The organism is Lysinibacillus macroides, from assembly GCF_001281525.1.
GTDB classification, from domain to species: Bacteria; Bacillota; Bacilli; order Bacillales_A; family Planococcaceae; genus Lysinibacillus; species Lysinibacillus macroides.
On record NZ_LGCI01000014.1, the window covers coordinates 91,930 to 116,909 of the forward strand.

Sequence of the window (24,980 nt, forward strand, 5' to 3'; positions counted from 1 at the left end):
ATTTTGTGGAAAATAAGAGTAGCAAAAAAATGATTTTATCCACATTTGGCAATGATCCTTACTTTAGATTTTGCTGAAAATATGTTAGTCTAAGATGTTAGTAAGTATTGGTCGGTTTCGATTATCCACATGTGGATAACATTGAGGAGGTCATGAAATGGAGTTCGATACAATTGCTGCGATATCCACACCGATGGGTGAAGGTGCCATCGCGATCGTTCGCTTAAGTGGAGACGAAGCAGTGGCGATTGCAGATAAAATATTTAGATCACCAGGTGGTAAAAGTTTAACAATGAAGGATTCGCACACCATTCATTATGGGCATTTAGTTGAGCCTAAAACAAATGAGGTAGTAGAGGAAGTAATGCTATCGCTGATGCGTGGACCAAAAACATTTACACGTGAGGATGTAATTGAAATAAACTGTCACGGTGGATTAGTTTCCGTCAATCGTGTATTGCAACTTGTGTTAACGAATGGAGCAAGATTAGCTGAGCCTGGCGAATTCACAAAACGAGCGTTTTTAAATGGACGTATCGATTTATCACAGGCTGAAGCGGTTATGGATTTGATAAGAGCCAAAACAGATCGTGCGATGAATGTTGCTTTGGGTCAAATGGATGGAAAATTATCGAGACTTATTGGTGATTTACGCCAAGCTTTACTAGAGACATTAGCACAAGTAGAGGTTAATATAGATTATCCAGAGTATGATGATGTAGAAGAAATGACAGTACCTGTATTAGTCGAAAAATGTACATGGGTAAGCAATGAAATTCATAAACTTCTCCAAACATCGTCTCAAGGGAAAATTTTGCGTGAGGGATTATCAACTGTTATTTTAGGTCGTCCAAATGTAGGGAAATCTTCACTTTTAAATAGCTTAGTCCAAGAAAATAAGGCCATAGTGACAGATATTGCAGGGACGACTCGTGATATTATAGAAGAATACGTCAATGTACGCGGTGTTCCACTCCGTTTAGTGGATACAGCGGGTATTCGGGAGACAGAAGATATAGTGGAACGAATTGGCGTTGAGCGCTCACGTGAAGCTCTTCGTGGAGCAGATTTAATTCTGTTTGTCTTAAACTACGCAGATGAATTAACTGCTGAGGATGAGCGTCTATTCGAAACAATTGAAGCAATGGATTATATCGTTATTGTCAATAAAACAGATTTACCACAAAAAATTGATTTAGCTCGTGTCAAAGAGTTAGCTGGTGAGCATCGTATTGTCACGACTTCCCTGTTACAGGAGGAAGGCATTACAGAGCTAGAGGAAGCCATTGCTGCCTTATTCTTTGAAGGACAAATCGAAGCAGGCGATTTAACATATGTTTCTAATGCAAGACATATTGCACTTCTGCACCAAGCGCAAGCAACGGTTGGAGATGCAATAGCGGCTGCACAGGCTGGTGTACCCGTGGATATGGTACAAATTGATGTCACAAGAACATGGGAAATACTTGGTGAAATCATTGGTGACACTGTACAAGAGAGCCTTATTAATCAACTATTTTCACAGTTCTGTTTAGGAAAATAATTTTATTATAGAGAGGAAGATACGAGCATGCCAACAAAATATGAGGCAGGCACGTTTGATGTTATTGTAATTGGCGCAGGTCATGCAGGTGCTGAGGCTGCACATGCTGCGGCTAAAATGGGTGCTAAGACACTCATGTTAACAATCAATTTAGATATGATTGCATTTATGCCATGTAATCCATCGATCGGTGGCCCTGCCAAAGGAATTGTCGTACGTGAAATTGATGCTTTAGGTGGCGTCATGGGAAAAGTTATTGATAAAACACATATCCAAATGCGAATGTTGAATACAGGGAAAGGTCCGGCAGTACGTGCATTACGCGCACAAGCGGACAAAGTTTTATACCAGCAAGAGATGAAACGTGTGTTGGAGGAAACTGAAAACTTAACAATCCATCAAGGAATGGTGGAAGAGCTGATGATTGAGGATGGGGAAGTGAAAGGAGTCATTACACAAATTGGCGCCGTTTATCGTGCTAAAACAGTCGTTGTGACAACAGGTACTTTCCTACGTGGTGAAATTATTATTGGTAACATTAAATATTCAAGTGGTCCTAATAACCAACAACCCTCGATCCGCTTAGCCGATAATTTAAAAGAGCTTGGGTTTGATCTTGTTCGTTTCAAAACAGGTACACCACCACGTGTGAATAACCGTACAATTGATTATGACAAAACAGAGATTCAACCAGGAGACGATGTTCCACGTGCATTTAGTTTTGAAACAACTGAATTTATAATGGAACAGCTACCTTGCTGGTTAACATACACAAGCCCTGAAACGCATGAAATTATTGAAGCGAATTTACATCTTTCACCAATGTATTCAGGAATGATTAAAGGGACAGGTCCTCGTTATTGCCCGTCTATTGAAGATAAAGTTGTGCGTTTTAATGATAAGCCGCGACACCAAATTTTCTTGGAGCCAGAAGGCCGTAATACGCGTGAGGTGTATGTGCAAGGTTTATCAACAAGTCTACCAGAACATGTGCAAACACGTTTATTAAAATCCATTCCAGGCTTAGAAAATGCAGAAATGATGCGTGCGGGTTATGCGATTGAATATGATTCAATTGTGCCAACGCAATTATGGCCAACACTCGAAACAAAGCGTATTAAAGGCTTATACACAGCGGGTCAAATTAACGGTACATCTGGTTATGAAGAAGCCGCTGCACAGGGCTTAATGGCAGGAATGAATGCTGCTGCTAACGTGCTTGCTAAAGGTGAGTTAATTTTAAGCCGCTCTGATGCCTATATCGGTGTGTTGATTGATGATCTTGTAACAAAAGGTACAAATGAGCCATATCGTTTATTAACATCTCGTGCAGAGTATCGTCTGCTGCTACGTCACGATAACGCTGATTTACGCTTAATGGAGCTAGGCTATAAAATGGGCATGATTTCAGAGGAACGTTATGCAAAATTCAATGAGAAAAAACAATTGATTGACAATGAAATTGCACGTCTTCGCGAGGTAATTATTAAGCCAAATGAAGCAACACAGGCTGCTATTCGTTCTGTTGGTGGTAGTGAATTAAAGGATGGTATACGTGGTGCAGATTTATTGAAACGTCCAGAGATGCATTATGAGCTAATTTCTTCATTAATTCCTACAGATATTGGACTGACAGAAGAAGTGAAGGAGCAAATTGAAATTCAGCTTAAATATGAAGGCTATATTGAAAAGGCACTACAACAAGTAGAAAAACTGCATAAAATGGAGAATAAAAAGATTCCTGAAAATATCGATTACGACGCGATCTCAGGAATAGCTACAGAAGCGCGTCAAAAATTAAAACAGGTTACACCGCTTTCCATTGCACAAGCATCTCGTATTGCAGGTGTGAATCCAGCAGATATTTCAATTCTTCTTGTGTATATCGAACAAGGTAAAATCGCACGAGTAAGTAGCTAATAACCGTAAAGTGAATAAGGGGCGGGCATATGAGTGTGCCCGCTTCCTATTTTTAAGGCTATACTATAATAGTACCGCCAGATTGATAAAGGAGACTTTACATGAATGAACAACAATTTATTGAGGCACTAAAGGAGAAGGGCATTGAGCTTTCCGAAAAGCAGATTGCACAATTTAAAAAATACTTTGAATTACTTGTTGAGTGGAATGAAAAAATGAATTTAACTGCTATTACTGATGTAGAAGGCGTTTATTTAAAGCATTTCTTTGATTCAATTAGTGCCTCATTTTATTTTGATTTTTCAAAGGTAGTAACGGTATGTGATGTTGGAGCAGGAGCTGGTTTCCCTAGTATCCCTATTAAAATCTGTTTTCCACATTTACAGGTCACAATTGTAGACTCTTTAAATAAACGAATTACATTTTTAAATCATCTCAGTGATGCGCTACAATTAGAGAATATGCATTTTGTACATGCTCGGGCAGAGGAATTTGGTCAAAATGCAAATTATCGTGAACAATTTGATGTGGTAACAGCACGTGCTGTAGCTCGTTTAGCTGTTTTAGCAGAGCTATGTGTCCCACTAGCAAAACAGGGTGGATATTTTGTTGCTTTAAAAGCCGCAGCCGGAGCAGAAGAATTGAAGGATGCTAAAAAAGCGCTAACAACATTCGGTGCTCAATTGAAAGAAGAGTATTCTTTCAAACTACCTGTTGAAGAAAGTGACCGCATTTTATATATATTTGATAAAATAAAAGGAACGCCTAAAAAATATCCGCGTAAGCCAGGTGTACCAAATAAAACACCAATTCAATAATTAGTGTTTCATGTGAAACTTTTCAAAGTAGAAAATATTTTTTCTATTTTGAGCATACATACTAGTTAGGGATGGTTCACGCAAAAGACATCTATGAACTATATACATTTGAGGAAATATAATAAATAATAATAGAATGACACAGAGCAAGATAGTTACTTAAAGGTGGTGCCACTTGGATGAAAAGTCCTTTTTCACGTTTTTTTGGAGGCGGAAGTAAAACAGAGCCTATTGTGAAAAATGAAGTAGAACAAGCAGAGGCGGCTCATGCAGCGGAAGAAGTTATAAAATTGCCTATTGATCAAATAGTACCTAATCGTTTTCAGCCCCGGACTATTTTTGATGATGAGAAAATTGAAGAATTATCGAGAACCATCCATACACATGGTGTGATTCAGCCAATTGTTGTACGTAAAACATCAGAATATCAATATGAAATCATTGCCGGTGAGCGTCGTTATCGAGCAATGAAAAAGCTACAATGGACAGAGGTCCCTGCTATTGTACGTAATTTAACTGATAAGGAAACAGCCTCTATTGCGTTAATTGAGAACTTGCAGCGTGAGGAGTTAACTGCAATTGAAGAAGCAGTAGCCTATCAAAAATTATTAGAGCTTCATGAGCTAACACAGGAAGCACTGGCCCAACGACTTGGAAAAGGACAATCCACTGTAGCCAATAAATTACGTTTATTGAGGCTGCCTGATGAAGTACAGCAAGCTATTTTAAAGCGTAAAATCTCTGAACGACATGCACGTGCATTAATTGCGGTTAAGGATCGACCGTTACAATTAGAAATTCTACAGCAAACACTTGATAATGATTGGAATGTTCGTCAGCTAGAAGAGCAGATTCAAGCCATATTACATCCAGAAACAGACGAGCAGGAAGAAGCACCAAAGAAAGCGAAGCCAAAGCGTAAGGCTATTAGTAAAGATGTACGCATTGCTTTAAATACGATTAAACAATCGGTAACAATGGTAACAAAAAGCGGTATTACAGTAAAAACAGAAGAAGAAGATACAGAGGAATACTATCAAATTACAGTGAAGATACCTAAAAAGAAAAAGCTATAATAAAGGTTGGGGCAATACCAAAAGGGGAATCTGTAGTTAAATAAGCTGTAATGCAATTAATAGTCAAACGTAAGTTCTGCTACAACGCCTGAATAATTGAAAAAACAATTAAAAGACTTTATCTTTACAAAATAGAAAGAGACATCTCAGAAAGTCGAGAGAGATGTCTCTTTTTTGTTTATATTCTCAATATTTTATACAACTCTTTTCTCTTTTTTTGATAGAATGAAAGATAGAGAGCGGATTAAACAGTGATTTTACAAATGATTTATCAAAGCGAACTTTGATGGATGAAAGCAGGTGCTTTTAAATGGGTAGAATTATAGCAATCGCCAATCAAAAGGGTGGCGTAGGTAAAACAACAACTTCGGTCAATTTAAGCGCTTGCCTAGCATACTTAGGTAAGAAAGTGCTATTAATCGATACAGATCCGCAGGGGAATACAACAAGTGGGCTTGGTATCGATAAGGGAGAAGTCCAAGGATGTATTTATGATGTGCTAATTGACGATGAAGATGTTGAAAATGTCATTCAAAAAACAAGTGTAGAAAACTTATCAATAGTACCAGCAACCATCTCACTAGCAGGTGCTGAAATTGAATTAGTTTCAACCATTTCAAGGGAAGTGCGTTTAAAGCATGCACTTCAGAATGTAAAAGATGATTTTGATTATATTATTATTGATTGTCCACCATCCTTAGGACTATTAACGATTAATGCCTTAACAGCTTCGGATGCATTGATTATCCCTGTACAATGTGAATATTATGCATTAGAGGGGTTAAGTCAGTTATTATCAACAGTTCGTCTTGTCCAAAAGCATTTGAATCAGCAGCTATATATTGATGGTGTGTTACTTACAATGCTGGATGCACGAACAAATTTAGGCTTACAAGTTATTGATGAGGTAAAAAAATATTTTCAAGATAAAGTATATAAAACAATCATTCCTCGTAATGTGCGCTTAAGTGAGGCGCCGAGTCATGGGCAACCAATTATCACTTATGACGCAAAGTCAAGAGGTGCAGAAGTTTATTTAGAGATGGCGAGGGAAGTGATTAAAAATGGCTAAAGGTTTAGGAAAAGGCATTGGTGCATTATTTCCAGGAGAGTCATTAGAACAAAGCGGACAGGTAGAAGAAATTCAATTAGATAGTATTGTTGCGAACCCATTTCAGCCTCGGAAAGTTTTTGATGAAGAAACTTTACAAGAGTTAGCAGATTCTATAAAGGAACATGGTATTTTACAACCAATTGCTGTACGAAAAAAAGCACGTAAATTTGAAATTGTTGCGGGTGAACGTCGCTATAGAGCCTGTGTAATGGCTGGTTTAGAGGTAATTCCAGCTATTGTTAAAGATCTATCAGATGCACAAATGATGGAGCTAGCGATTTTAGAGAATCTTCAACGCGAAGATTTAACCGTAATTGAAGAAGCTGAAGCTTATCAAAGCCTAATGGAAAACTTGCATTTAACACAAGAAGAGCTTTCTAAGCGTTTAGGGAAAAGTAGACCACATATAGCCAATCATGTTCGCCTGCTAGCTTTACCTCCAGATGTGCGTCACTTGCTAAATGAAGGCATTCTATCAATGGGACAAGGGCGTGCATTACTTGGCTTAAAAAATAAAAGAAGAATATCAGAGGTAGCTGATAAGATAATTAAACAAGGCTTAAATGTACGGCAGGTTGAGATGCTTGTACAAAACCTAAACGAAGAAGTTTCACGTGAAACAATTCCACCGAAGAAAAAGGATATTTTTGTAGCAGCTAAAGAATCACAGCTACGTGATTACTTTGGAACGAATGTTCAAATCAAAAAAACAAACAATAAAGGGAAAATTGAAATCGAATTTTATTCTGAAGATGATTTAGAGCGTATTTTAGAAATATTAAATTTACAGGAACAGGAATGATTATTTCTATAATTTAATTAGAGCGCCGAGCAAGCAGGCGCTCTCTATTTTTTAGAGAGAAGGAAGGCTTTAGCGTGGTATTACTTGGAGCATTAATTAATGCAGGGCTAATTGTAGCAGGGGCATTAGTTGGGCGTATTTTTAAAAATATTCCTGAATCAATGAAGTCTACTGTATTATCTATTATTGGATTGGCAGTAGCATTATTAGGAATAAAAATGGGCTTTGAAAGCGATAATTTTATCATATTAGTAGTAAGTTTAGTGGTAGGAACAGTAGTAGGTGAATGGTTAGATTTAGACCGACAAATGAATCGTCTTGGAAAATGGGTAGAAACATTATTTCATACAAAACGTAACGCTCAAAATCAAATTAGTATAGCAGAGGGCTTTGTAACAGCCTCACTAATATTTGTTGTTGGTTCAATGGCTGTTATTGGGGCACTTGATAGCGGTCTTCGTAATGATCATAATGTACTTATTACAAAAGGATTGATAGATGGTTTTACCTCTATTATTTTAGCATCTACATTAGGTATAGGTGTACTGCTATCTGCAGTGCCTGTTTTTATTTATCAAGGGTTAATAGCTCTTTTTGCTGGGGTTATTAGTTTATTTATTCCCGATGCTGCACTACAAATGTTTATTACAGAAATGACAGCTGTTGGCGGTGTAATGATTATGGCGATCGGCTTAAATATAGCAGGCCTAACTAAGATCAAGGCTGCTAACCTGCTGCCAGGTATTATCGTTGTTGGGGTTATGGTTGCTATCTTCTACATTTTTCAATGAGTAACGATGAGCAGCTAGTAAAAAGGCTCTTGCAAGTTTTTCAGCCATTGCGTAAGAAATATGAAGTCTTGTATTTTGTAGCACAAGCATCTCCATAAAGCCTCCAATATTGACGATTCCCTTTACGGAAATGTCTCCAATTGGAGGTAATTCTTTTTTTACTGCTTTTCCAGGAAAAATAGGTCCACTTTGTACTGAAATATGCCCCACATTTTCTTCATTGCCAAGGCAGGCATCAATCGCAATAATAAATGGTTTTGTAGTATGATTATATAGCTGTTGCATCGTAGTACCTAAATTTAGAGCATGTAAGGGCTCCTCTAAAGAACCTATAACTTCATAGGGAAAACTAACGGATTTTTTTAGGAAGCTACCTGTTAATGGCCCAAGTGTATCGCCTGTGCAGCGATCACTGCCAATACAACAAAAAATTAATCGTTCATGTTGAAATGGTATATGTTCTAAAAATAATGTGCTTAATTGCCAAACAGTATTTTTACTTTCGTGATGAAGGGAATAAGGTAGTAATAAATTTGGTATAGTATTCATAAAAAAACTCACTTTCTTCTTAAATTTAGAAGTGCCTAATTTTTATGCAGTATACACAAATTTTTAACATGTTATTCAAGAGGTGGTAATAATGGAAGAGAGTAAGGAATTAGTGGATAGATACTGGGATAAGCTAACATCTCAGGCATTATGGGAACGAATTATTGATGCATCCATTGAAATAATCATCATTTTATTAGTATCGTGGCTAGCTGTAAGATTAGGGAAAAAATTTATTAATAAAGTATTTTTAATGCGTATGCGTTCACCATTAAATCATTCAGAGCGTCGCCAGCGCACAATTGCGAGATTGTTGCAAAGCGTCATTTCCTATGTTGTTTATTTTTCAGCCATTATTGGTATTCTTTCGTCACTAGAAATTAAAGTTGCTGGTTTGTTAGCGGGTGCGGGAATTGTTGGTTTAGCAATAGGTTTCGGCGCTCAAAGCTTAGTAAAGGATGTTATTACAGGATTCTTTATTATTTTTGAAGACCAATTTGGTGTTGGGGATTATATAAAAATTAATGCGGCAGAAGGTACGGTTGTAGAAATTGGCTTACGTACAACCAAAATTAATGGGGCTACTGGTGAGCAGTTCATCATACCTAATGGTGCTATTGGCGAAGTCGTCAATTATTCTATTAACAACTCTAAAATTTTTATAGATTTACAAATGACTACAGATGCTGATTTTGAAAAGGCTGAAACGGTTATTCATAAGTATTTAGAGACATTGCCTAAATTGCATGAGGAATTAATAGCGGCTCCAGTATTTTTAGGTGTGCAAAATGTTAAAGGAACAGAGGTAACCATTCGTATAGCTGCTGAAACATTACCACAGCAACAATATGGTATTGCCCGTATTATTCGTAGAGATGTTACAAAGCTCTTTGAAGAAAATAATATACCAATGGCCTATCCAAAAATGATGTTCTATGGTAAAGATGAGGGGAGAAGTGAGTAAAATGGAAGCAAAGAAATTTGGTTTAAATGATATTGTTGAAATGAAAAAACAACATCCATGTGGTACAAATAAGTGGAAAATCATTCGGATGGGCGCGGATGTACGTATTAAATGTGAGGGTTGTCAGCATAGCGTAATGATTCCACGCCGTGAATTTGAGAAAAAAATGAAAAGGGTTTTAATTTCTGCTAATGAGGCTTAATATCAAGCATATTAGACTTTTCCTAAGCGAATCAATATAATAGATAAGGTTATATAAGAGAAAATTTGAACTGAGTATAGAAAGGTTGTGTCCATCCATGGCATTAACAGCTGGAATCGTTGGTTTACCTAACGTTGGCAAATCAACATTATTTAACGCAATTACAAAAGCGGGCGCATTGGCTGCAAACTACCCATTCGCAACGATTGATCCGAACGTTGGTATCGTTGAGGTCCCTGATGCACGCTTAGATAAGTTAACAGAATTAGTGGTACCCAAAAAAACAGTCCCAACAGCATTTGAGTTTACAGATATTGCAGGAATTGTAAAGGGTGCTTCCAAAGGCGAAGGATTAGGAAATAAGTTTCTCGCTCATATTCGTGAAGTAGATGCAATTTGCCAAGTTGTTCGTTGCTTTGTAGATGAAAATATTACACACGTATCAGGTGCAGTGAATCCAATTGATGATATTGAGGTTATTAACTTAGAGCTTGCACTTGCAGACTTAGAATCTGTCGATAAACGCTTACAACGTGTTAGCAAAATGGCAAAGCAAAAAGATAAAGATGCGATGATGGAAGAGCCTGTGTTGGTAAAAATTAAAGAACAATTAGAAAATGGTCGTCCAGCCCGTGCTGCTGAACTATCAGAGGATGAGCTAAAGGTTATTAAAGGTCTTCATTTGTTAACTATTAAACCAATGCTATATGTGGCAAATGTTTCTGAGGATGAAGTAGCAGATGCTGATAACAATGAGTATGTGAAAAAGGTGCGTGAATATGCAGCTGCTGAAGGTGCTCAAGTGATTACAATTTGTGCAAAAATCGAAGAAGAAATTTCTGAGCTTGATGATGAAGAAAAAGCAATGTTTTTAGAAGAGCTAGGTATTAAGGAATCAGGTTTGGATCAATTAATTCGTACATCTTATGATTTATTAGGCTTAGCCACATATTTCACTGCAGGTGTACAAGAGGTACGTGCATGGACGTTCCGTAAAGGGATGAAGGCTCCACAATGTGCAGGTATTATTCATACGGACTTTGAACGTGGCTTTATTCGAGCAGAAACAGTTGCCTATGATGATCTACTAGAGGCTGGTTCTCAAGCAGCAGCGAAAGAAGCGGGTAAAGTACGTCTCGAGGGGAAAGATTACGAAGTTCAAGATGGCGATATTATGTTATTCCGCTTTAATGTATAAGCTTTGTGCAATGACTTAAAAAGCCCTTAATATCACATTATAAAAATCCGCATCGCTTTCTGTGAGCAAGGCACGAGGTGTATCTGTTGTATACGTATCAGCTAAATCTCGTGCTCTTCCTACAGTAGCTATGCGGATTTTTATTTTTATAAAGAATTAGCTGAACTTTTAACATGTGGAGGCGAAGAAATGGATGCAATACGAATTAAAGAACGTGGATTAGAATTTGAGCAGCTAGGTAAGCTACCACAGGATGTGTTGAATTTTATTTATGAACAGCAATTGTTTAAATTATTTACAGCGAAAGAATTAGGCGGTAAAGATTTAGACTTATTAGAGGGAATAAAGATATTTCAGCAAATGTCTGCGCTTGATGGTAATTTCGGCTGGCTTATTACAATTGGGACAGGTGGTAATGCATTTATTCCAGCATTCAATAAAGATATTTGCGAAAAGGTCTATACACCTAAAAATGCTGTGATAGCAGGTAGTGGCTATCCAACAGGTATCGCTGTTAAAACGGATAACGGCTATTATGTAACGGGACAGTGGAAATATTGTAGTGGCGCTGATTATGCCACAACCTTTACAATGAATTGCTTTGTGGAACAGGATGGTGTAAAAACAGAAAATATTATTAGTTGCTCGATGAATCGTCAGCATGTTGAGGTGTTAAATGATTGGCGAGCAATGGGGCTAAAGGCTACAGCTAGCCATACCATTCGTGTTCATCATATATGGGTGCCACAGGAGGCTACCTTCCAATTAGGGTCGATTAAAAATAATTATGGTAATTCAGTACATAGCTTTCCATTTATCACTTTTGCAGAGGCATCTTTTTTAAGTGTTTGCTTAGGAATAACAGAAAATTTCTTAGAGGAATCGCTTCATTTAATAAAGCAACGACAACATGACGTTAGCCGAATTGAACGTATTGGTGCATTGCAATTTTTAGTGATACAGCAGCAGAAGCATTTTAAACAATATGAAGAGCGGTTCTATACAATGTTATCGACATACTGGCAAAAGCATCAGCAAGGTAGTCAATTAACTGAGGAAGAACTATTACAGTTTACGCAAATGAGTAAAGAAATCGCTGCAGCTTGCGTGGAATTAGCAAATAGTTTAGTGCGTAGCTTAGGGATGGATGCTATTACTGAAACAGCTACCATTAACCGCATTTGGCGAAACCTATATACAGCAGCACAGCATGGATTTTTAACACCTTAGAAGAAAAGTAGGCTGTTTAGCGAACATTTACTTTCCTAACAGCCTACTTTTCTTTTTGCTAAGGGAGATATACATATAGCTTAGGCAAATGGGGGTCATCCTGGATAAGCGCATCCTTTGGATATTTGCGTAATTCTTTATACATAGCAAAATCACCTACAGCTCCTGCTATTAAAAAAGCGCCGATCAATACAAAAACGGTGCTATTACAATAAAACCCAATGATAGTTGGTAGGACGCCAGTTGTCCAAAATGGTAATAATAAAGCCTTTTTCATAGCATGATTAGGGAGAGGCTGATTAGTTGTTGCATAGGCAATACCAAGCTTTAAATTAATGCCATAGTTTAAAGATTTATAAGGCACCTTCCCAAAAATCATAAAGCCGATTAAATGAAAGGCTTCATGCAGAACAATAAAAACAATATATAAAATAGCAAATAATACTGTACCGCCCATCATGGTCCAAATAGAAAAATGAAAATCCTTAAAGCAAATGTATTGAATGGCTGTAAATAATAGCACAAGACCAATTGTAACAACAATATTGTCCATCATTAGCTTTTTTAAATCGACTTCAATGATGATCGGCTCTTTGTCTGGTAGCATAAAAGCTCTCCTTTCCGCTCCTCCATTATATAAAATGAATTATTACTTTGCGACTTGAAAGACACCTATCTATGTGTTACAATTCATTGATGTGAGTAATAATTAATTACTTACTCCTTGCTCCCTTACTAGAGGAGAGCCTAAGTCCATAAGGAGGTGTAAATAGATGAGAAAATATGAATTAATGTACATTGTACGTCCAAACATTGAAGACGAAGCGAAGAAAGCATTAGTTGAACGCTTCAACGAAATTCTATCTTCTAACGGTGCAGAAGTTATCGAGTCAAAAGAGTGGGGCAAACGCCGCTTAGCTTATGAAATTCATGACTTCCGTGAAGGTTACTACCAAATCGTAAAAGTAAACGCTACTTCAGAAGCAATCAACGAGTATACACGTCTTGCTAATATCAGTGAAGATATCATTCGTCACATTGCTGTTCGTGAAGAAGCTTAATCATTTTTTAACAAAATGCTGAAAAGGAGGTTGTATTCTGATGATAAACCGTGTCGTATTAGTTGGAAGACTAACAAAAGATCCTGAGCTACGTTATACACCAAATGGCATTGCGTCCACACGATTTACAGTTGCTGTTAATCGTACATTCTCAAACCAACAGGGTGAACGTGAGGCAGACTTTATAAGCTGTGTTGCATGGCGAAAACAGGCTGAAAACCTAGCGAACTTTATGCGAAAAGGAAGTTTGATTGGGGTAGAAGGTCGTATCCAAACAGGCAGCTATGAAGGACAAGACGGTAAACGAGTATACACAACAGATGTTGTAGCGGATAGCGTACAGTTTTTAGAACCCCGTAGTGGTGGCGGTGCTCCTGCTCCTCAATATGGTGGTGGACAAACTTACGGTAATAACCAACCGTCATATGGCGGTGGTCAACCACAACAACAGTTTGGTGGCGCTATGCCAGGGCAGGGTTCCTATGGCGGCGATGCTTATCAGCAAAATCAACCACCTATGAATCAGCCGAATTATACACGTGTAGATGAGGATCCATTTGCGAATAGCAAAGGACCAATAGAAGTATCAGAGGATGATCTTCCATTCTAATGCTTCTAAAAGATAAAAAAAGATAAGGAGGAGACACACTATGGCACCACGTCGCGGAGGCCGCAAACGCCGTAAAGTTTGCTACTTCACTTCAAACAATATTACGCATATCGATTACAAAGATGTAGATCTTTTAAAGAAATTCATCTCTGAACGCGGTAAAATTTTACCACGTCGCGTAACTGGCACAAGTGCAAAGTACCAACGTAAATTAACTTCAGCTATTAAAGTATCTCGTATTATGGGATTACTTCCATTCGTAGCGGAAGATAAATAAGATATAAATAAAGGCACAACAAGGTTTAATCAACTCTTGTTGTGCTTTTTTTATTTATATAAATGAAATTGTTGCAAAGGTGAAGGTTGTTTAATTAGATATTTGGTATAATTATTGTAAAAAATATCTAAAAAATTTAATAAATAGTTGCTGGTGAAATACCTAATCTTTATTCAGTTTATGGGGGGTTATTATGAAAGTTGAGAAAACATTTTCATCTTTTGTATTAGTTGATTATAATCTGAGGATTATTTCAGAAGTCTTAGATTTTACGAATACCTTACAGAGTAAAGGCTATTCACCCAACACAATTAAAAGCTATTTAGATAATTTGAAAGTCTTTTATTTATGGTTAGAACGTGAAGATTTAAAATTTTATGATGTAAAGTCAACATCCATAACTAGTTTTGTCGAATACATTGATAGTAGAAAAGCATTTGGTAGAGTTCCCCTCCAATACTTAATAGATATTTAGCGACGTTAAGTTCCTTTTTCAGGCATTTTGAAGCAATGGGAGGATTTGTTGAAGAATCTCCATTAGTCAAAGTAAGAGGATATGCACCACAACAGAACCGAAGATATTTACGACATGTAACTAATAATTGGGATAAAGACCTCCAAAATTATTTTAAAAGAAAATTAAAGAGGAAAAGTGATCGAAAGAGATTATATCCTAATACTGTAGAGAAGTATTACAGTGTCTTTGATATAATTTGAGAGAAAAACGAATCGTTAAAAGCTCGAAATAAGTTGATGTTTAGATTGTTATATGAAACGGTGTTTTAGGGTATCAGAACTATTGCATCTTAGAATTAATGATGTTGATTACCCAGATCCAATAGATAAAACAGGCAACATTTATTTAATTGAGAGGGCAAATGAATCACTTGATAGACTGTTAAAACAGGTGAGAGAACTGTACCCGTATCAAGAGATTTGTTACAAGCAGTGGATGATTATATTATACCATCGCCCTCAAAAAGCTGCCGTTGATTATATCTTTGTGTCTCATTCAAAAGGTAATACTAGCGAACCAATTAGTAGGAAATGTGTAGAAACAATGTTTACAGCTATTGAAAGAGAAAGCCGTATCAGCTACTAATGTTGTAGAACAATTAATAGCATGTGAAAATAATGAATTAAAAGAATTAGAAAATGAATATAGTATTGAAGGTGGAGCAAGATCTATTGCAACTTATGAAGCTTCAACGTTTGGTCTCTCAATTAAAATTTCCGAGGATGGTGGAATTACTATATATAAAAGAAGAAAATTAATTTTTAAGCTTTAGATTAAAGCAGATCAATAGTGCTATTTTAGAGTATTCAATTCAAAAATAGAGGGACGCTTCAAATTTATTGAACCATCCCTTGTTTAGCAATTAATTCGTTTAAAATCCTCCAGTTAGGTTATTGTGAAGACGTAAACATCAAAACTAATTTCATTAATTTTGAAAATTCAGGTCCTTTGATTCACAAAAATCAATATAAATCCCTCTTTCTTCGCATTAAAGCGACCTTCCAATTGTTATGTTGTCATACATTTTCACTTGTCCTCAAAGTATTTAACTATTTATTTGGAAACGCAAAAAAACCTTTGAGGGAATCTGATAATAGGGCAAAAATGTCCTATTTAGATTCAACCTTAAAGGTTGTGTAGTAGTAGTTGCGTCGCATGACTCTAATGAGTATACAAAATAAAACAAATAAAAAGGTAACTGATATAAATAAATTTATCATCCAAAATTTTTATTTTTTAGCACTCTATCATAAACTCTAGAAAAAATCGCATCCAAGGTATTTGTTACCCTAAATATAATTATAAACCAATAATATAAATAGGTTATCTCAGTATATTATTTTGTCACCCAATCATAGCAGATGGAATGTGTCTCGCAACTCATTTTAAAAGAAGACAACTAACGATTGTTCATATACGTAAGTTTTCGCTTTTCTTCTATATAAAAACATGAAATTATTCAATAAATACTAAATAAACTATAATTTATTGATAGATCCATATTTATGTAAATATATAATAATATATAAAATTTGACTTAATTAGGTATATAAAGTAAGATTTAGTTGTGTCTTGGCAAAACAATACAAAAAAGGGGTTGGCTTTAAATTGACTTCAAAAATTAGCAAAGAAAAAGTATCCATAATCTCACTTTTAATTTTATCAATCACAATTTTATTTTCAGCACAAGCATTCGCAGCAACATCTACTGCGAACAAAGTAATTAATGAATCAAGAAAAGAAGGTAGTATATTTTATGCTGTGGGAGGATATGCAGAACTTAGAGCAGATATATTGGGTGGAACAGGCTTTGGGGAAAGTGTTTTAATGCAATCCATATCATGGTGGCCAGATAATGAATTGTATTCGGTTAATGTTAATTCGCAAAATAAGCCAGCGGCTAATATTAATTATTATTTAAATAATAGCGATGGGTATTATGTAGTTGCTAGAGGCGATACGACACTTAACCTCAGAGCGACTTTAAAAGAATAACTATCTAGCTTACACGAACCAACTTATTAGTTAAAAGTTTAATAATCTTGCTAGGACACTTTTTCTACTTAGTCGTCAGTTGGGAGGGTAACCAATGTTACATAGTATAAAATACGACTTATATAATTTTTTTAGACAACCCAAATGGTCTATATTATTTATTACATCTATTATTGTTAGTATTGTTTTACCAAAAAATAATTTAACGAGTTTTTCGGTTTTACCATTAATGGTTTATTTTGTTATGACAATTAATCTATTATTTTTATTCTACGGTGCTGAAGAAGTCCGGACAGAAAAAAAGAATTTCATCATAGAACAATTCAAGCAACTACCTCTTTATAATCAGATGAGTATAAATAAACTAGTTATATGGGGTTTTATTACTTTTGGATATTACGCAATTTTTTACACTACTTTACTAGCCTATATTCATTACAATTCATCTGAACAGTTAACATTTTATTTATTTAAAACCACGTTACTCTATACATTCTTTATGTGGTTTTTACCATTTTATTTTTCAATAATTATTGGTTATATCGTATTTACATTCATCCCAAATATTTTTAGTTATATTTTTATGATTTTTATTTGGTTTTTAATTATGCCTTATAATTCTATGTTAGGTTTTATTCCAACATCTGTTGGAGCGTGGTTAATAAACGGAGATCCTAACATTACTTCTATACCTTCTATTCTCCCGTTAGAAAATATGCATATAAATAATGGTATATATGTACAGCGTATTTTCATGTTATTAATTTTAATTACAACATTTATACTTTTAAGATTTAGAGTAAAAAAAGTTGTTAAAGGTGGACTTTTTCTACTATTAACAGCAAGTGTTTTAATTCCGTTTATCTCACCCTTTGTTCCGCAAATTATTAATGAGCAACAACATTCTTATTTAAGTGGAAAAGTTTTTGAAATAACTAATTTTAAAAATAAGAATGCCTATTCTTATAATCTGGATAATTATTCATTTGTTATTGACCATCATAAAAATAGACAAGAACTAAGTTATGAGGTGAAATTTGAAATTTTTTCTGATTTCAATGAAGTTCATTTAGCGCTGTGGGATGATTTTAAAATACAAAAAGTTCTTTTTAATACCGAAGAAATTAACTTTGAACACAAAAATAATATTGTGACATTATCACTTCCTAAATCAACCGGGGAACTAACTTTTTTAGTAGAAACAAAAGAATACTTATCTGTTGGTCCTACTACTTTTGAGTTAATTGGTACAACTCCTTGGTATCCAATGAATCCACTAGAGGCAGCAAATCCTCTTAATGAAAGTAGAAAAGAACACTACAATATAAAATTCAAAAATAATGATAAAGTTATTAGTAATTTATCATTAGATAATACCGGAAATTGGAAAGGTTACATGTACGGTCCAACGTTATTAAAAGGAGAGTTTATAACAAAAGATAAAAGTACGTATCCATATTTCAAAAATACAGATGAAATTATTTTAAATAAACAGCGTGTTCAAACGGAAATCGACAAGATTAATAAAAAATTATTAACAGAAGTTACTATGACATGCCAAAATTATTATACTCTAACAACTTATACTACTTTTAGTGCTAATCCAGATGAATGTTACTTTTTTGAAGATGAAAATCTTGTACAAAATAGTGCCATTTTAAATCAGCTATTTTTGAATGTAGGAGAAACAAGTTTATTCGAAGCTGTATTTTTCGATGTGATAACGCATGAATCTTGGATCAATTTTTTAAAAAATAAATATGACCCTGGTCAAATTAATACACTATTAACTTATTATCCAAAACTATCACAAGAAGAAAAAAAACATTTAATTATAGAATGGTATCAGCAAACAAAGGGAGTTTTATCATTACAACAAATGGTGGAAGATTTGGAGGCTAATAATGCTAATCGTTAATGACATTTCAAAAAAAGTTAAGGATCATGATATTTTAAAAAAAACCTCTTTCAACCTAAATAAGGGTGTGGTTGGATTGTTAGGTCCTAATGGCGCTGGAAAGACAACCTTATTACGTATTTTATCCACATATTTTGAACCAACAACCGGAACAATTTCATTAGGTAATTTAAATTGGGACAAAAACAAAGAAGAAATTCGAAAACATATTGGCTATATGCCACAACATATCGGACTGTTTCCGCATTTGAAGATTATTGAATATCTACAATATATCGGGATATTAAGAGGGATGGCATTAGAGCAAATAAAAGAACTTGCCTTAAAAACATTAATCGAAGTTAACTTGGAAGACAAAGCAAATATTAAAATAAAGAATCTTTCTGGTGGTATGAAGCAGCGAGTTGGAATTGCTCAAGCTATTATGCATAATCCACAATTGTTAATTGTGGATGAACCAACTGCTGGCTTAGATCCAGAAGAACGTATTCGATTTAGAAATTTATTAAAACGAATTGCTCAAGAACGAATTGTTCTATTTTCAACCCACATTACTGAAGATATTGTGATGACTTGTGACGAGGTATTACTTATGAACAAGGGGACGGTTATGAAGTATTCTCATGTGCAAGATGTTGTCAGTATTGCGAATCAACTTGTTTGGACAGTTACAGTTGATTCAACTGCTTATAACTCCATGCTTATGAAAAAGGAATTCTTTATTAGTAATATTATGGATGAACCTAGTTCTAATCAAATAACGTTACGAATTATTCATAATGAACAACCGCATCCGCTAGCAGTTCAAGTACATCCTACATTGGAAGAAGGTTATATGGTTTGGTTACAAAAGAACTAACTTATCTTATTTATATAATAAAAGTATATTGGGCGTTTTTTTTAATACCTATACTTACCTTATTATTTATCCTTCTTGAGTTTCAATTGGGTATGAACGAGATGGGAGAAGGAACAATTGTTTTATTGTTATTTCCACTATCAATATTACCAATAGTAGCTTTATTTAGTCATATAGGTTCACTGGAACAAAAAGAACTTCTCATAACATTACCTCTTTCTCATTGGCAGACTGGGATGATTCGGCCTTTAATATTAAGTGTTCTTGTTGGTTTAGCTTTTACTCTTCTTGTCAGTAAGTATATTAATAATGCATTTTTCTTAAGTGCTTTTACATCTATATTATTTTATTTTGCAATTGCTTCTTTTTCCATTTCATTTTTCAAACACTCAGGTCTAGGGGTAATTTTTCCTTTATTTTATTTGACATTTGGAATGTTTACGACAGGTATGGGACAAGGTCCGTTTTATTTGTCTCAATGGTATCGGCCAAAAGCCTTTACCGAAGTAAATGATTTCATAGGGTGGCAATTAATTGCTGTAATAATTCTTTACTTAGGTTCTGTATTTTTAATAAAATATCGAAGCAAGTTTAATATTAATTTTTAAATAATTCTATTCGTAACAAAGTTAGGTTACCAGCATGGAAAGTAACAAATGAATGTTTAGAATGAAAAAATACTTAGTTTTATATTAGACTAAGTATTTTACTTAAATCAACCGCACCCATGTGTTTCCATATACTCTCCACGCAAGTTGAACTGACTTGAATCATGGAAACGTTTAAAAGAATTTTTAATTTGTAACCCAATAGCCTTAGCCTAATTTGCTGTTATTCCATTGACCACTTGTTGTTTAGCAGATAAAAAACCTTTAAAAATTGGTATTAGTTTATTATAGGGTTGTATTTGTCATGAATTAATTATCAATATTTGGTGAAATGTGTTTATATCGTGAATGTAAATATTCAAGGCCCTCTTCATCATTCTGTATTTCAAGTTCTAACTGTTTTTGTAGAAATTGATGTTTACCCCGAACTTCTTGGATTACTTGGTTCCATTCTTTAACCCATACTTCTACATTATCAGGAATTATATATTAAGCCGAACTCTCAATCGGATTGTTTCATTTCCCTTCGTAGCAGAAGATAAATAAAAATATGAAAAGTACAACGAGGTTTAATTAACCTGTGTTGTACTTTTTTATTTTGGCTATTCGTAATAATGTAGTGGAAACATCTTGTGAAGAATGGAATTAATATGATGATTAATATATATGTGGATGATTTAAGAGATTGTCCGATTGGTTTTGTCATGGCAAGAACGTTTCAAGAAGCCATTCACTTACTTGAAACTCACGAAGTAGATATACTTTCTCTTGCCCATGATTTAGGCGAAGATCTACAAAGTAATCCATTGCCAACAGGTTATGACTTAGTTAAATATATTTGTGAAAAAGGGTTATAAGCAAAATATATCTTCATACGGACAACCCTGTTGGTAGAGAGAATATGTATCAAACACTGCATGGAGCAAAACGAAGAGGTTTCATTGATTCAGATAAAAAAAGAGAAATCAAACGGCATTGATTTCTCTTTTTTGAATATCAGCTAGGTCCCTATTTTCTAATTTATGTATAATCAATTGACCTAAATTCATATTTTAGGTGATTTGGAATAAAGAGTGCAAATATACACGTTATATATAATGAGAACAAGTGGGGGTAACACCACATCCCCATCAATCTAACAACGTAACTAGCTAGATTCGAATCGTTTCTTTCTGATAACTAACCAGTGCACGAAAAACAAGCATGCCAAATAAGCCTCGAAAAAAGCGTTTTTTTTCGCTAGGCAGCTTGTCTAGGCTTCACCGTCGTTTCATACACAACACCTAAAATATCAAAGACCGTCATCTTTTTAGCTCGATGACACTTCCGACCGTTCTTTGAGAGTAGCTGATACAAGCGATGCAAAATTTTTACCAGTTCTTCTGCACCGGCTGCCATCGCTCGGAAGAATAACGGAAAGTAATCTTTAATCATATAAATCGCCTTGTATTCACTCAGCTCCTGCTTTTTCTTTTCGAGCAGGAGCTGTCGCATTTGAAACATCGTCGAAGAACACAGGAGAATGGCAATGAGCTGTCCGTATAAATGGCATTCTAAGCGTTCTCTTTTCATCGTTTTACAGGCATGAATTTCAAAAAAAGACTTCCACGTTTTAAATAAAATTTCAATCTGCCAGCGAAGCGAATACAGGGCATGCACGTCCTTCGTTGGGACTTCTTTAGGTGATGTGTTCGTGATGTAGACGTTCATGCCCATTAAGCGTTTACTTTTCTCCTTCATGACAATGCCCTTCTTCTTTTCACGAATGGCTTGGTTTTTCAAGCGTGTTTGCGTTTGGTCGTCGGTTAAACGATGCATAATGACACGTGCTGGTAGCTTTTGATTTTGCCCAATGTAAGCCTCCTGAATTTCAATTGTTTCACCAGGCGTAAGTTCAGCCATCATTTGTGCCATATCGAGTTGAATATATTCGGTATGCTTTTTCAACGTCCCATTTTTGAACGTTTCTGGCGCAGGGTTCTTGATATAAATCCGTGTATTGAGCTTCAGCCGTGAGATATAGTACGCCTTTTTCTCATGAATGACCTGTAAGTCGCCTAAATCGAAGTAGCCAAGATCGCGCAGGCATACATCGCCGGCCTCGACCGTTTGAAGACAGATGGTTCCGTACGTTTTATCATTGTTTTTTCCTGGTCCAACATGTACGTTCAGAAATTGACCACTGAGTAAGTCGTATTCCAATTGGATTTTTACACCCGCCGTGTTACTACTGCCACCCGATCCTTGATACTCACGAGCGAACGCATCTGGCAGTTGAAACACGGTCGCATCTAAAATACGGATTCGCTTAAACCGAGACATCAAGGTGTCGGGGAGTGATTGGTTGGCACAGAGCTTTTGTGCAAGCAGCGTGCGAAAGACCTCTCTAAGATAAGCGACAGCTGCCTGGTTAAAGCGTTGATTCAAACCTTCTGCACTCATCAATACGCCAGTTGAAGCTTCTAGCCGACTACACAATTGTGTAAGGGATGTACTGCCAATTTCCTGACTCAACCAGACACAAAGGGCAATGAGTTCACTCGCTTGATACTTACTCGCGCGCTTTACAAAGCCAACGCGTTTCGCAATGTCTTTTAGCACGGTTGGAGATAAACACGCACGTAACTCTTGTGCAAAAAGATTCAGTTCATTGGATAGGATTCGATTCATCAAAAACGCCATCCTTTCTTGTAAACTACTGCTGTTAAAGAAAGAATAACGTTTTTTTCATTTTTGGGGTATTGATGTGCTTAGCTTGATGGATATGGGGTAACACCAGGAAAATACGGATTTATAACGTTAAGCAAAGAAAAGTCTTCAAACGACGCTTCAGGTGCATTTTTTGTTAGCACTTAATCGGGATATTTTGGAACATTTATTTTTTATTTACGTTAAATTTACAAGGGTTATTTTTTCACAATTTATAATTTATTTGAAATGAGGGAGTAGAAGTGTTAAAAAAAGCTATAATTTCGGGAATTATATTTAGTTCAATTTTGTTAGGTGGGTGTAATGAAGAAAAAGAAAAAACATCAGAATTAGTATTAACTGATAGCGAGCAGGAAGTAGCGGTTGATGGACAGGAAAATACTGGATTGTTAGAGGGGTTAAAAAATGAAATAATAGATTCTATTGCAGAGCAAACAGGAATTGATAGTGAATCAATAGTAATTATGGTAGGTGGTAGCCCCATTAAAGAGATTATAGATGTATCAGTAAGTTTCCCTAAGGATGTAAAAGTTGACGATACAATGATTCAACAAATAGTTGAAGATTCTATAAAGAAAGTTTCTGAAACAGAAAACATAAAAATTAACGAAGAAAATATAACAATAAAAATTGAGAAATACTAACGCTAACTGCATATTTTCTATTCAACTCGATAAAAAAACGTTACCAAATGAAAATTTAGAAATGTACTAAAAAGCCACAAGCTCTGATTTGACAGTGTTTGTGGCTTTTTTGGTGGAACACTCTTTATACAGCTTTTTTATGCAAACGTCTTAAACGGTTGATCCAGCTTTGTTTTTGATTATCTATTTTGTATAAAATCCTGTATATTTTTAGCGTTGTAAACCTGCATTTTATGGAGAGCTTCCCATCTTGATCTAAGCTACCTTTAATTTTCCTTAAATCGACCAAAAATTTAATTAGATACGTTCAATTACATACGAATAATATCTTCCAAAATATAGTACGAATGATATACTAAATTCCGAAATCGTATACCAACAAATTATACACATTATACTAAACATAACTTCCATTCGTAGCAGAAGATAAATAAGATTGATGACGTTAAGGTAATAATGACCTTACATCAACCTCAAATACCAGCATATGACGATATTTTTATCGGAGTATGCTGGTATTTTATTATTGTTCAACAGGCTGTTTATAAGCGAAGCGTGTTTTGTTCAATGCTATAAAAAATGGTACAATAAAGGGTAGTAAGTTTGACTGAAAAAAGGAAGGTTTTCAATGCCGAATAATCAAACAAAAGCGCTTGTACAAGGCTCGATGATGGTCGCAATTTTTACAATTTTAATGCTCATTTCTGCATATGTACCATTCATCTTTATAGTAGCTTTACTATTCGCTCCACTGCCAATTGCTTGGTATAGCGCAAATTACAAGCGTTCTGCATCAATACTTGTAGCAGTAGTAGGCTGTATTTTAACAACACTTACAAGTGGCATTACAATGTTGCCATTTGCCTTTATGTTAGGGTTAGTGGGTGTTGTTATGGGGAGCGCTATTTACCAGAAGAAAAGTAAGCTTTATCTATTTTTATCAACTGGCATCACTAATCTAATTTCTATGGCAATTATTTATATGGCTTATGTACAGCTTGCAGGCATCAATTTTATTAGCATGAGCTTAGAGATGGTTCGTGAAAATTATGAGCAATCTAATGAATTTGCCAAAAGTGTGACGGGTCAGGTAGCGATTACGCCCGAACAGTTGGAGACGATGTTTAACACCATTGAGTTAACGATGCCTGCAACAATCACGATTTCAGCATTTTTTGTAGCGTTTATCATTATAACGGTAAATTTACCGGTTTTAAAACGACTTGGTGTAGATGTTCCAAAATTTGCTCCATTTCAACATATGCGATTACCACGTTCTATTTTATGGTATTATATGATTGTTTTATGCATTAATTTATTTATACACCCAGAGGCTGGCTCTACATTAGATATTATCGTCTTAAATGTCTCTTATGTTTTATGGATGTTACTTATTCTACAGGGGATATCTTTTATCCATTACTTTATTGCTAAAAAAGGTATGCCGAATGCGGTTAAATGGGTGGCTACCGTGTTAGCTATTCCATTATCATCCTTTATTATCTTATTAGGTATTATTGATTTAGGCTTTGACGTACGTTCACTTGTAAAGGGGAAGACTAAAGAATAAGGGGC

25 protein-coding genes and 1 pseudogene are annotated in these 24,980 nt (G+C 35.3%); 23 read left to right on the plus strand and 3 right to left on the minus strand.

The window, feature by feature from the left end; genetic code table 11:
* The first annotated feature begins 157 nt into the window (after positions 1-157).
* The 7 genes from mnmE to ADM90_RS22415 all read left to right on the plus strand — a co-directional run bounded on the left by mnmE (position 158) and on the right by ADM90_RS22415 (position 8,064).
* Positions 158-1,543 carry a tRNA uridine-5-carboxymethylaminomethyl(34) synthesis GTPase MnmE gene (gene mnmE / locus ADM90_RS22385; protein ID WP_053997074.1) on the plus strand — a complete coding sequence of 462 codons (1,386 nt, stop codon included), beginning with the start codon at positions 158-160 and terminating at the stop codon, positions 1,541-1,543.
* A 27-nt stretch (positions 1,544-1,570) separates the two neighbouring features.
* Positions 1,571-3,463 (plus strand): tRNA uridine-5-carboxymethylaminomethyl(34) synthesis enzyme MnmG, encoded by a 1,893-nt coding sequence (gene mnmG / locus ADM90_RS22390; RefSeq protein WP_053997075.1) that lies wholly within the window; start codon positions 1,571-1,573, stop codon positions 3,461-3,463.
* Between the two features lie 101 nt (positions 3,464-3,564).
* Positions 3,565-4,281 (plus strand): 16S rRNA (guanine(527)-N(7))-methyltransferase RsmG, encoded by a 717-nt coding sequence (gene rsmG / locus ADM90_RS22395; protein ID WP_053997076.1) that lies wholly within the window; start codon positions 3,565-3,567, stop codon positions 4,279-4,281.
* Positions 4,282-4,460: 179 nt separating this feature from the next.
* Entirely contained in the window at positions 4,461-5,357 is an 897-nt protein-coding gene (noc, locus tag ADM90_RS22400; protein WP_053997077.1) for a nucleoid occlusion protein, read from the plus strand.
* Positions 5,358-5,667: 310 nt separating this feature from the next.
* A complete protein-coding gene (locus ADM90_RS22405; protein WP_053997078.1) occupies positions 5,668-6,429 on the plus strand; it encodes a ParA family protein in 762 nt (253 codons plus the stop codon).
* Positions 6,422-7,273, plus strand: coding sequence for a ParB/RepB/Spo0J family partition protein (locus ADM90_RS22410; protein WP_053997079.1), 852 nt, complete (start codon positions 6,422-6,424; stop codon positions 7,271-7,273). Before ADM90_RS22405 ends, ADM90_RS22410 begins: the two co-directional genes overlap by 8 nt.
* Positions 7,274-7,347: 74 nt before the next feature.
* Positions 7,348-8,064 carry a DUF554 domain-containing protein gene (locus tag ADM90_RS22415; RefSeq protein WP_053997080.1) on the plus strand — a complete coding sequence of 239 codons (717 nt, stop codon included), beginning with the start codon at positions 7,348-7,350 and terminating at the stop codon, positions 8,062-8,064.
* On the opposite strand, the gene yyaC is transcribed toward ADM90_RS22415, so the two are convergent.
* Positions 7,981-8,613, minus strand: coding sequence for a spore protease YyaC (gene yyaC, locus ADM90_RS24115; protein WP_083448658.1), 633 nt, complete (start codon positions 8,611-8,613; stop codon positions 7,981-7,983). The genes ADM90_RS22415 and yyaC overlap by 84 nt on opposite strands.
* 91 nt (positions 8,614-8,704) lie before the next feature.
* Between yyaC and ADM90_RS22420 the strand changes: the two genes are divergently transcribed.
* The 4 genes from ADM90_RS22420 to ADM90_RS22435 all read left to right on the plus strand — a co-directional run bounded on the left by ADM90_RS22420 (position 8,705) and on the right by ADM90_RS22435 (position 12,207).
* Positions 8,705-9,577, plus strand: a complete 873-nt coding sequence (locus ADM90_RS22420) for a mechanosensitive ion channel family protein (protein WP_053997081.1) — start codon at positions 8,705-8,707, stop codon at positions 9,575-9,577.
* A 1-nt stretch (position 9,578) separates the two neighbouring features.
* Complete coding sequence (locus tag ADM90_RS22425; protein WP_053997082.1) at positions 9,579-9,779, plus strand: DUF951 domain-containing protein; 201 nt, start codon at positions 9,579-9,581, stop codon at positions 9,777-9,779.
* A 97-nt stretch (positions 9,780-9,876) separates the two neighbouring features.
* On the plus strand, positions 9,877-10,977 hold the full coding sequence (gene ychF, locus ADM90_RS22430; protein WP_053997083.1) for a redox-regulated ATPase YchF: 1,101 nt from the start codon (positions 9,877-9,879) through the stop codon (positions 10,975-10,977).
* Positions 10,978-11,166: 189 nt separating this feature from the next.
* Entirely contained in the window at positions 11,167-12,207 is a 1,041-nt protein-coding gene (locus tag ADM90_RS22435; protein WP_053997084.1) for an acyl-CoA dehydrogenase family protein, read from the plus strand.
* A 58-nt stretch (positions 12,208-12,265) separates the two neighbouring features.
* Here ADM90_RS22435 and ADM90_RS22440 read toward each other — a convergent pair whose 3' ends face one another.
* Positions 12,266-12,814: a DUF3267 domain-containing protein gene (locus ADM90_RS22440; RefSeq protein WP_053997085.1), complete on the minus strand. Its 549-nt coding sequence runs from the start codon at positions 12,812-12,814 to the stop codon at positions 12,266-12,268.
* Positions 12,815-12,980: 166 nt separating this feature from the next.
* On the opposite strand from ADM90_RS22440, the gene rpsF reads away from it, so the two are divergent.
* The 10 genes and pseudogenes from rpsF to ADM90_RS22490 all read left to right on the plus strand — a co-directional run bounded on the left by rpsF (position 12,981) and on the right by ADM90_RS22490 (position 21,031).
* Positions 12,981-13,268: a 30S ribosomal protein S6 gene (gene rpsF / locus ADM90_RS22445; protein ID WP_053997086.1), complete on the plus strand. Its 288-nt coding sequence runs from the start codon at positions 12,981-12,983 to the stop codon at positions 13,266-13,268.
* Positions 13,269-13,308: 40 nt separating this feature from the next.
* A complete protein-coding gene (gene ssb / locus ADM90_RS22450; RefSeq protein ID WP_053997087.1) occupies positions 13,309-13,878 on the plus strand; it encodes a single-stranded DNA-binding protein in 570 nt (189 codons plus the stop codon).
* A gap of 40 nt (positions 13,879-13,918) precedes the next feature.
* A complete protein-coding gene (rpsR, locus tag ADM90_RS22455; RefSeq protein ID WP_004233359.1) occupies positions 13,919-14,155 on the plus strand; it encodes a 30S ribosomal protein S18 in 237 nt (78 codons plus the stop codon).
* A gap of 193 nt (positions 14,156-14,348) precedes the next feature.
* Positions 14,349-14,630, plus strand: coding sequence for a phage integrase N-terminal SAM-like domain-containing protein (locus ADM90_RS22460; RefSeq protein WP_053997088.1), 282 nt, complete (start codon positions 14,349-14,351; stop codon positions 14,628-14,630).
* Between the two features lie 598 nt (positions 14,631-15,228).
* A complete protein-coding gene (locus tag ADM90_RS22465; RefSeq protein WP_053997089.1) occupies positions 15,229-15,444 on the plus strand; it encodes a hypothetical protein in 216 nt (71 codons plus the stop codon).
* Positions 15,445-16,244: 800 nt separating this feature from the next.
* Positions 16,245-16,667, plus strand: coding sequence for a hypothetical protein (locus ADM90_RS22470; RefSeq protein ID WP_152928069.1), 423 nt, complete (start codon positions 16,245-16,247; stop codon positions 16,665-16,667).
* Positions 16,668-16,761: 94 nt separating this feature from the next.
* Positions 16,762-18,585, plus strand: coding sequence for an ABC transporter permease (locus tag ADM90_RS22475; protein WP_053997091.1), 1,824 nt, complete (start codon positions 16,762-16,764; stop codon positions 18,583-18,585).
* On the plus strand, positions 18,572-19,444 hold the full coding sequence (locus ADM90_RS22480; protein WP_053997092.1) for an ATP-binding cassette domain-containing protein: 873 nt from the start codon (positions 18,572-18,574) through the stop codon (positions 19,442-19,444). Before ADM90_RS22475 ends, ADM90_RS22480 begins: the two co-directional genes overlap by 14 nt.
* Entirely contained in the window at positions 19,426-20,052 is a 627-nt protein-coding gene (locus ADM90_RS22485) for a hypothetical protein (RefSeq protein ID WP_053997093.1), read from the plus strand. The genes ADM90_RS22480 and ADM90_RS22485 overlap by 19 nt, the downstream gene beginning before the upstream one ends.
* Positions 20,053-20,705: 653 nt before the next feature.
* Positions 20,706-21,031, plus strand: a pseudogene (locus ADM90_RS22490) (cyclic-phosphate processing receiver domain-containing protein).
* Positions 21,032-21,291: 260 nt separating this feature from the next.
* On the opposite strand, the gene ADM90_RS22495 reads toward ADM90_RS22490, so the two are convergent.
* Positions 21,292-22,722, minus strand: a complete 1,431-nt coding sequence (locus ADM90_RS22495) for an IS4 family transposase (protein WP_053993818.1) — start codon at positions 22,720-22,722, stop codon at positions 21,292-21,294.
* A 281-nt stretch (positions 22,723-23,003) separates the two neighbouring features.
* On the opposite strand from ADM90_RS22495, the gene ADM90_RS22500 reads away from it, so the two are divergent.
* Together ADM90_RS22500 and ADM90_RS22505 are read left to right on the plus strand one after the other, a co-directional pair.
* Complete coding sequence (locus ADM90_RS22500; protein ID WP_053997094.1) at positions 23,004-23,405, plus strand: hypothetical protein; 402 nt, start codon at positions 23,004-23,006, stop codon at positions 23,403-23,405.
* A gap of 628 nt (positions 23,406-24,033) precedes the next feature.
* Positions 24,034-24,975 carry a YybS family protein gene (locus ADM90_RS22505; protein WP_053997095.1) on the plus strand — a complete coding sequence of 314 codons (942 nt, stop codon included), beginning with the start codon at positions 24,034-24,036 and terminating at the stop codon, positions 24,973-24,975.
* Positions 24,976-24,980: the final 5 nt, after the last annotated feature.

Excerpts from the sequence above, each read along its gene's own strand:
- mnmE (WP_053997074.1), top strand. The coding sequence starts at position 158 with ATGGAGTTCGATACAATTGCTGCGATATCCACACCGATGGGTGAAGGT.
- mnmG (WP_053997075.1), top strand. The coding sequence starts at position 1,571 with ATGCCAACAAAATATGAGGCAGGCACGTTTGATGTTATTGTAATTGGC.
- rsmG (WP_053997076.1), top strand. The coding sequence starts at position 3,565 with ATGAATGAACAACAATTTATTGAGGCACTAAAGGAGAAGGGCATTGAG.
- noc (WP_053997077.1), top strand. The coding sequence starts at position 4,461 with ATGAAAAGTCCTTTTTCACGTTTTTTTGGAGGCGGAAGTAAAACAGAG.
- ADM90_RS22405 (WP_053997078.1), top strand. The coding sequence starts at position 5,668 with ATGGGTAGAATTATAGCAATCGCCAATCAAAAGGGTGGCGTAGGTAAA.
- ADM90_RS22410 (WP_053997079.1), top strand. The coding sequence starts at position 6,422 with ATGGCTAAAGGTTTAGGAAAAGGCATTGGTGCATTATTTCCAGGAGAG.
- yyaC (WP_083448658.1), bottom strand. The coding sequence starts at position 8,613 with ATGAATACTATACCAAATTTATTACTACCTTATTCCCTTCATCACGAA.
- ADM90_RS22420 (WP_053997081.1), top strand. The coding sequence starts at position 8,705 with ATGGAAGAGAGTAAGGAATTAGTGGATAGATACTGGGATAAGCTAACA.
- ADM90_RS22425 (WP_053997082.1), top strand. The coding sequence starts at position 9,579 with ATGGAAGCAAAGAAATTTGGTTTAAATGATATTGTTGAAATGAAAAAA.
- ychF (WP_053997083.1), top strand. The coding sequence starts at position 9,877 with ATGGCATTAACAGCTGGAATCGTTGGTTTACCTAACGTTGGCAAATCA.
- ADM90_RS22435 (WP_053997084.1), top strand. The coding sequence starts at position 11,167 with ATGGATGCAATACGAATTAAAGAACGTGGATTAGAATTTGAGCAGCTA.
- ADM90_RS22440 (WP_053997085.1), bottom strand. The coding sequence starts at position 12,814 with ATGCTACCAGACAAAGAGCCGATCATCATTGAAGTCGATTTAAAAAAG.
- rpsF (WP_053997086.1), top strand. The coding sequence starts at position 12,981 with ATGAGAAAATATGAATTAATGTACATTGTACGTCCAAACATTGAAGAC.
- ssb (WP_053997087.1), top strand. The coding sequence starts at position 13,309 with ATGATAAACCGTGTCGTATTAGTTGGAAGACTAACAAAAGATCCTGAG.
- rpsR (WP_004233359.1), top strand. The coding sequence starts at position 13,919 with ATGGCACCACGTCGCGGAGGCCGCAAACGCCGTAAAGTTTGCTACTTC.
- ADM90_RS22460 (WP_053997088.1), top strand. The coding sequence starts at position 14,349 with ATGAAAGTTGAGAAAACATTTTCATCTTTTGTATTAGTTGATTATAAT.
- ADM90_RS22475 (WP_053997091.1), top strand. The coding sequence starts at position 16,762 with ATGTTACATAGTATAAAATACGACTTATATAATTTTTTTAGACAACCC.
- ADM90_RS22480 (WP_053997092.1), top strand. The coding sequence starts at position 18,572 with ATGCTAATCGTTAATGACATTTCAAAAAAAGTTAAGGATCATGATATT.
- ADM90_RS22495 (WP_053993818.1), bottom strand. The coding sequence starts at position 22,722 with ATGAATCGAATCCTATCCAATGAACTGAATCTTTTTGCACAAGAGTTA.
- ADM90_RS22505 (WP_053997095.1), top strand. The coding sequence starts at position 24,034 with ATGCCGAATAATCAAACAAAAGCGCTTGTACAAGGCTCGATGATGGTC.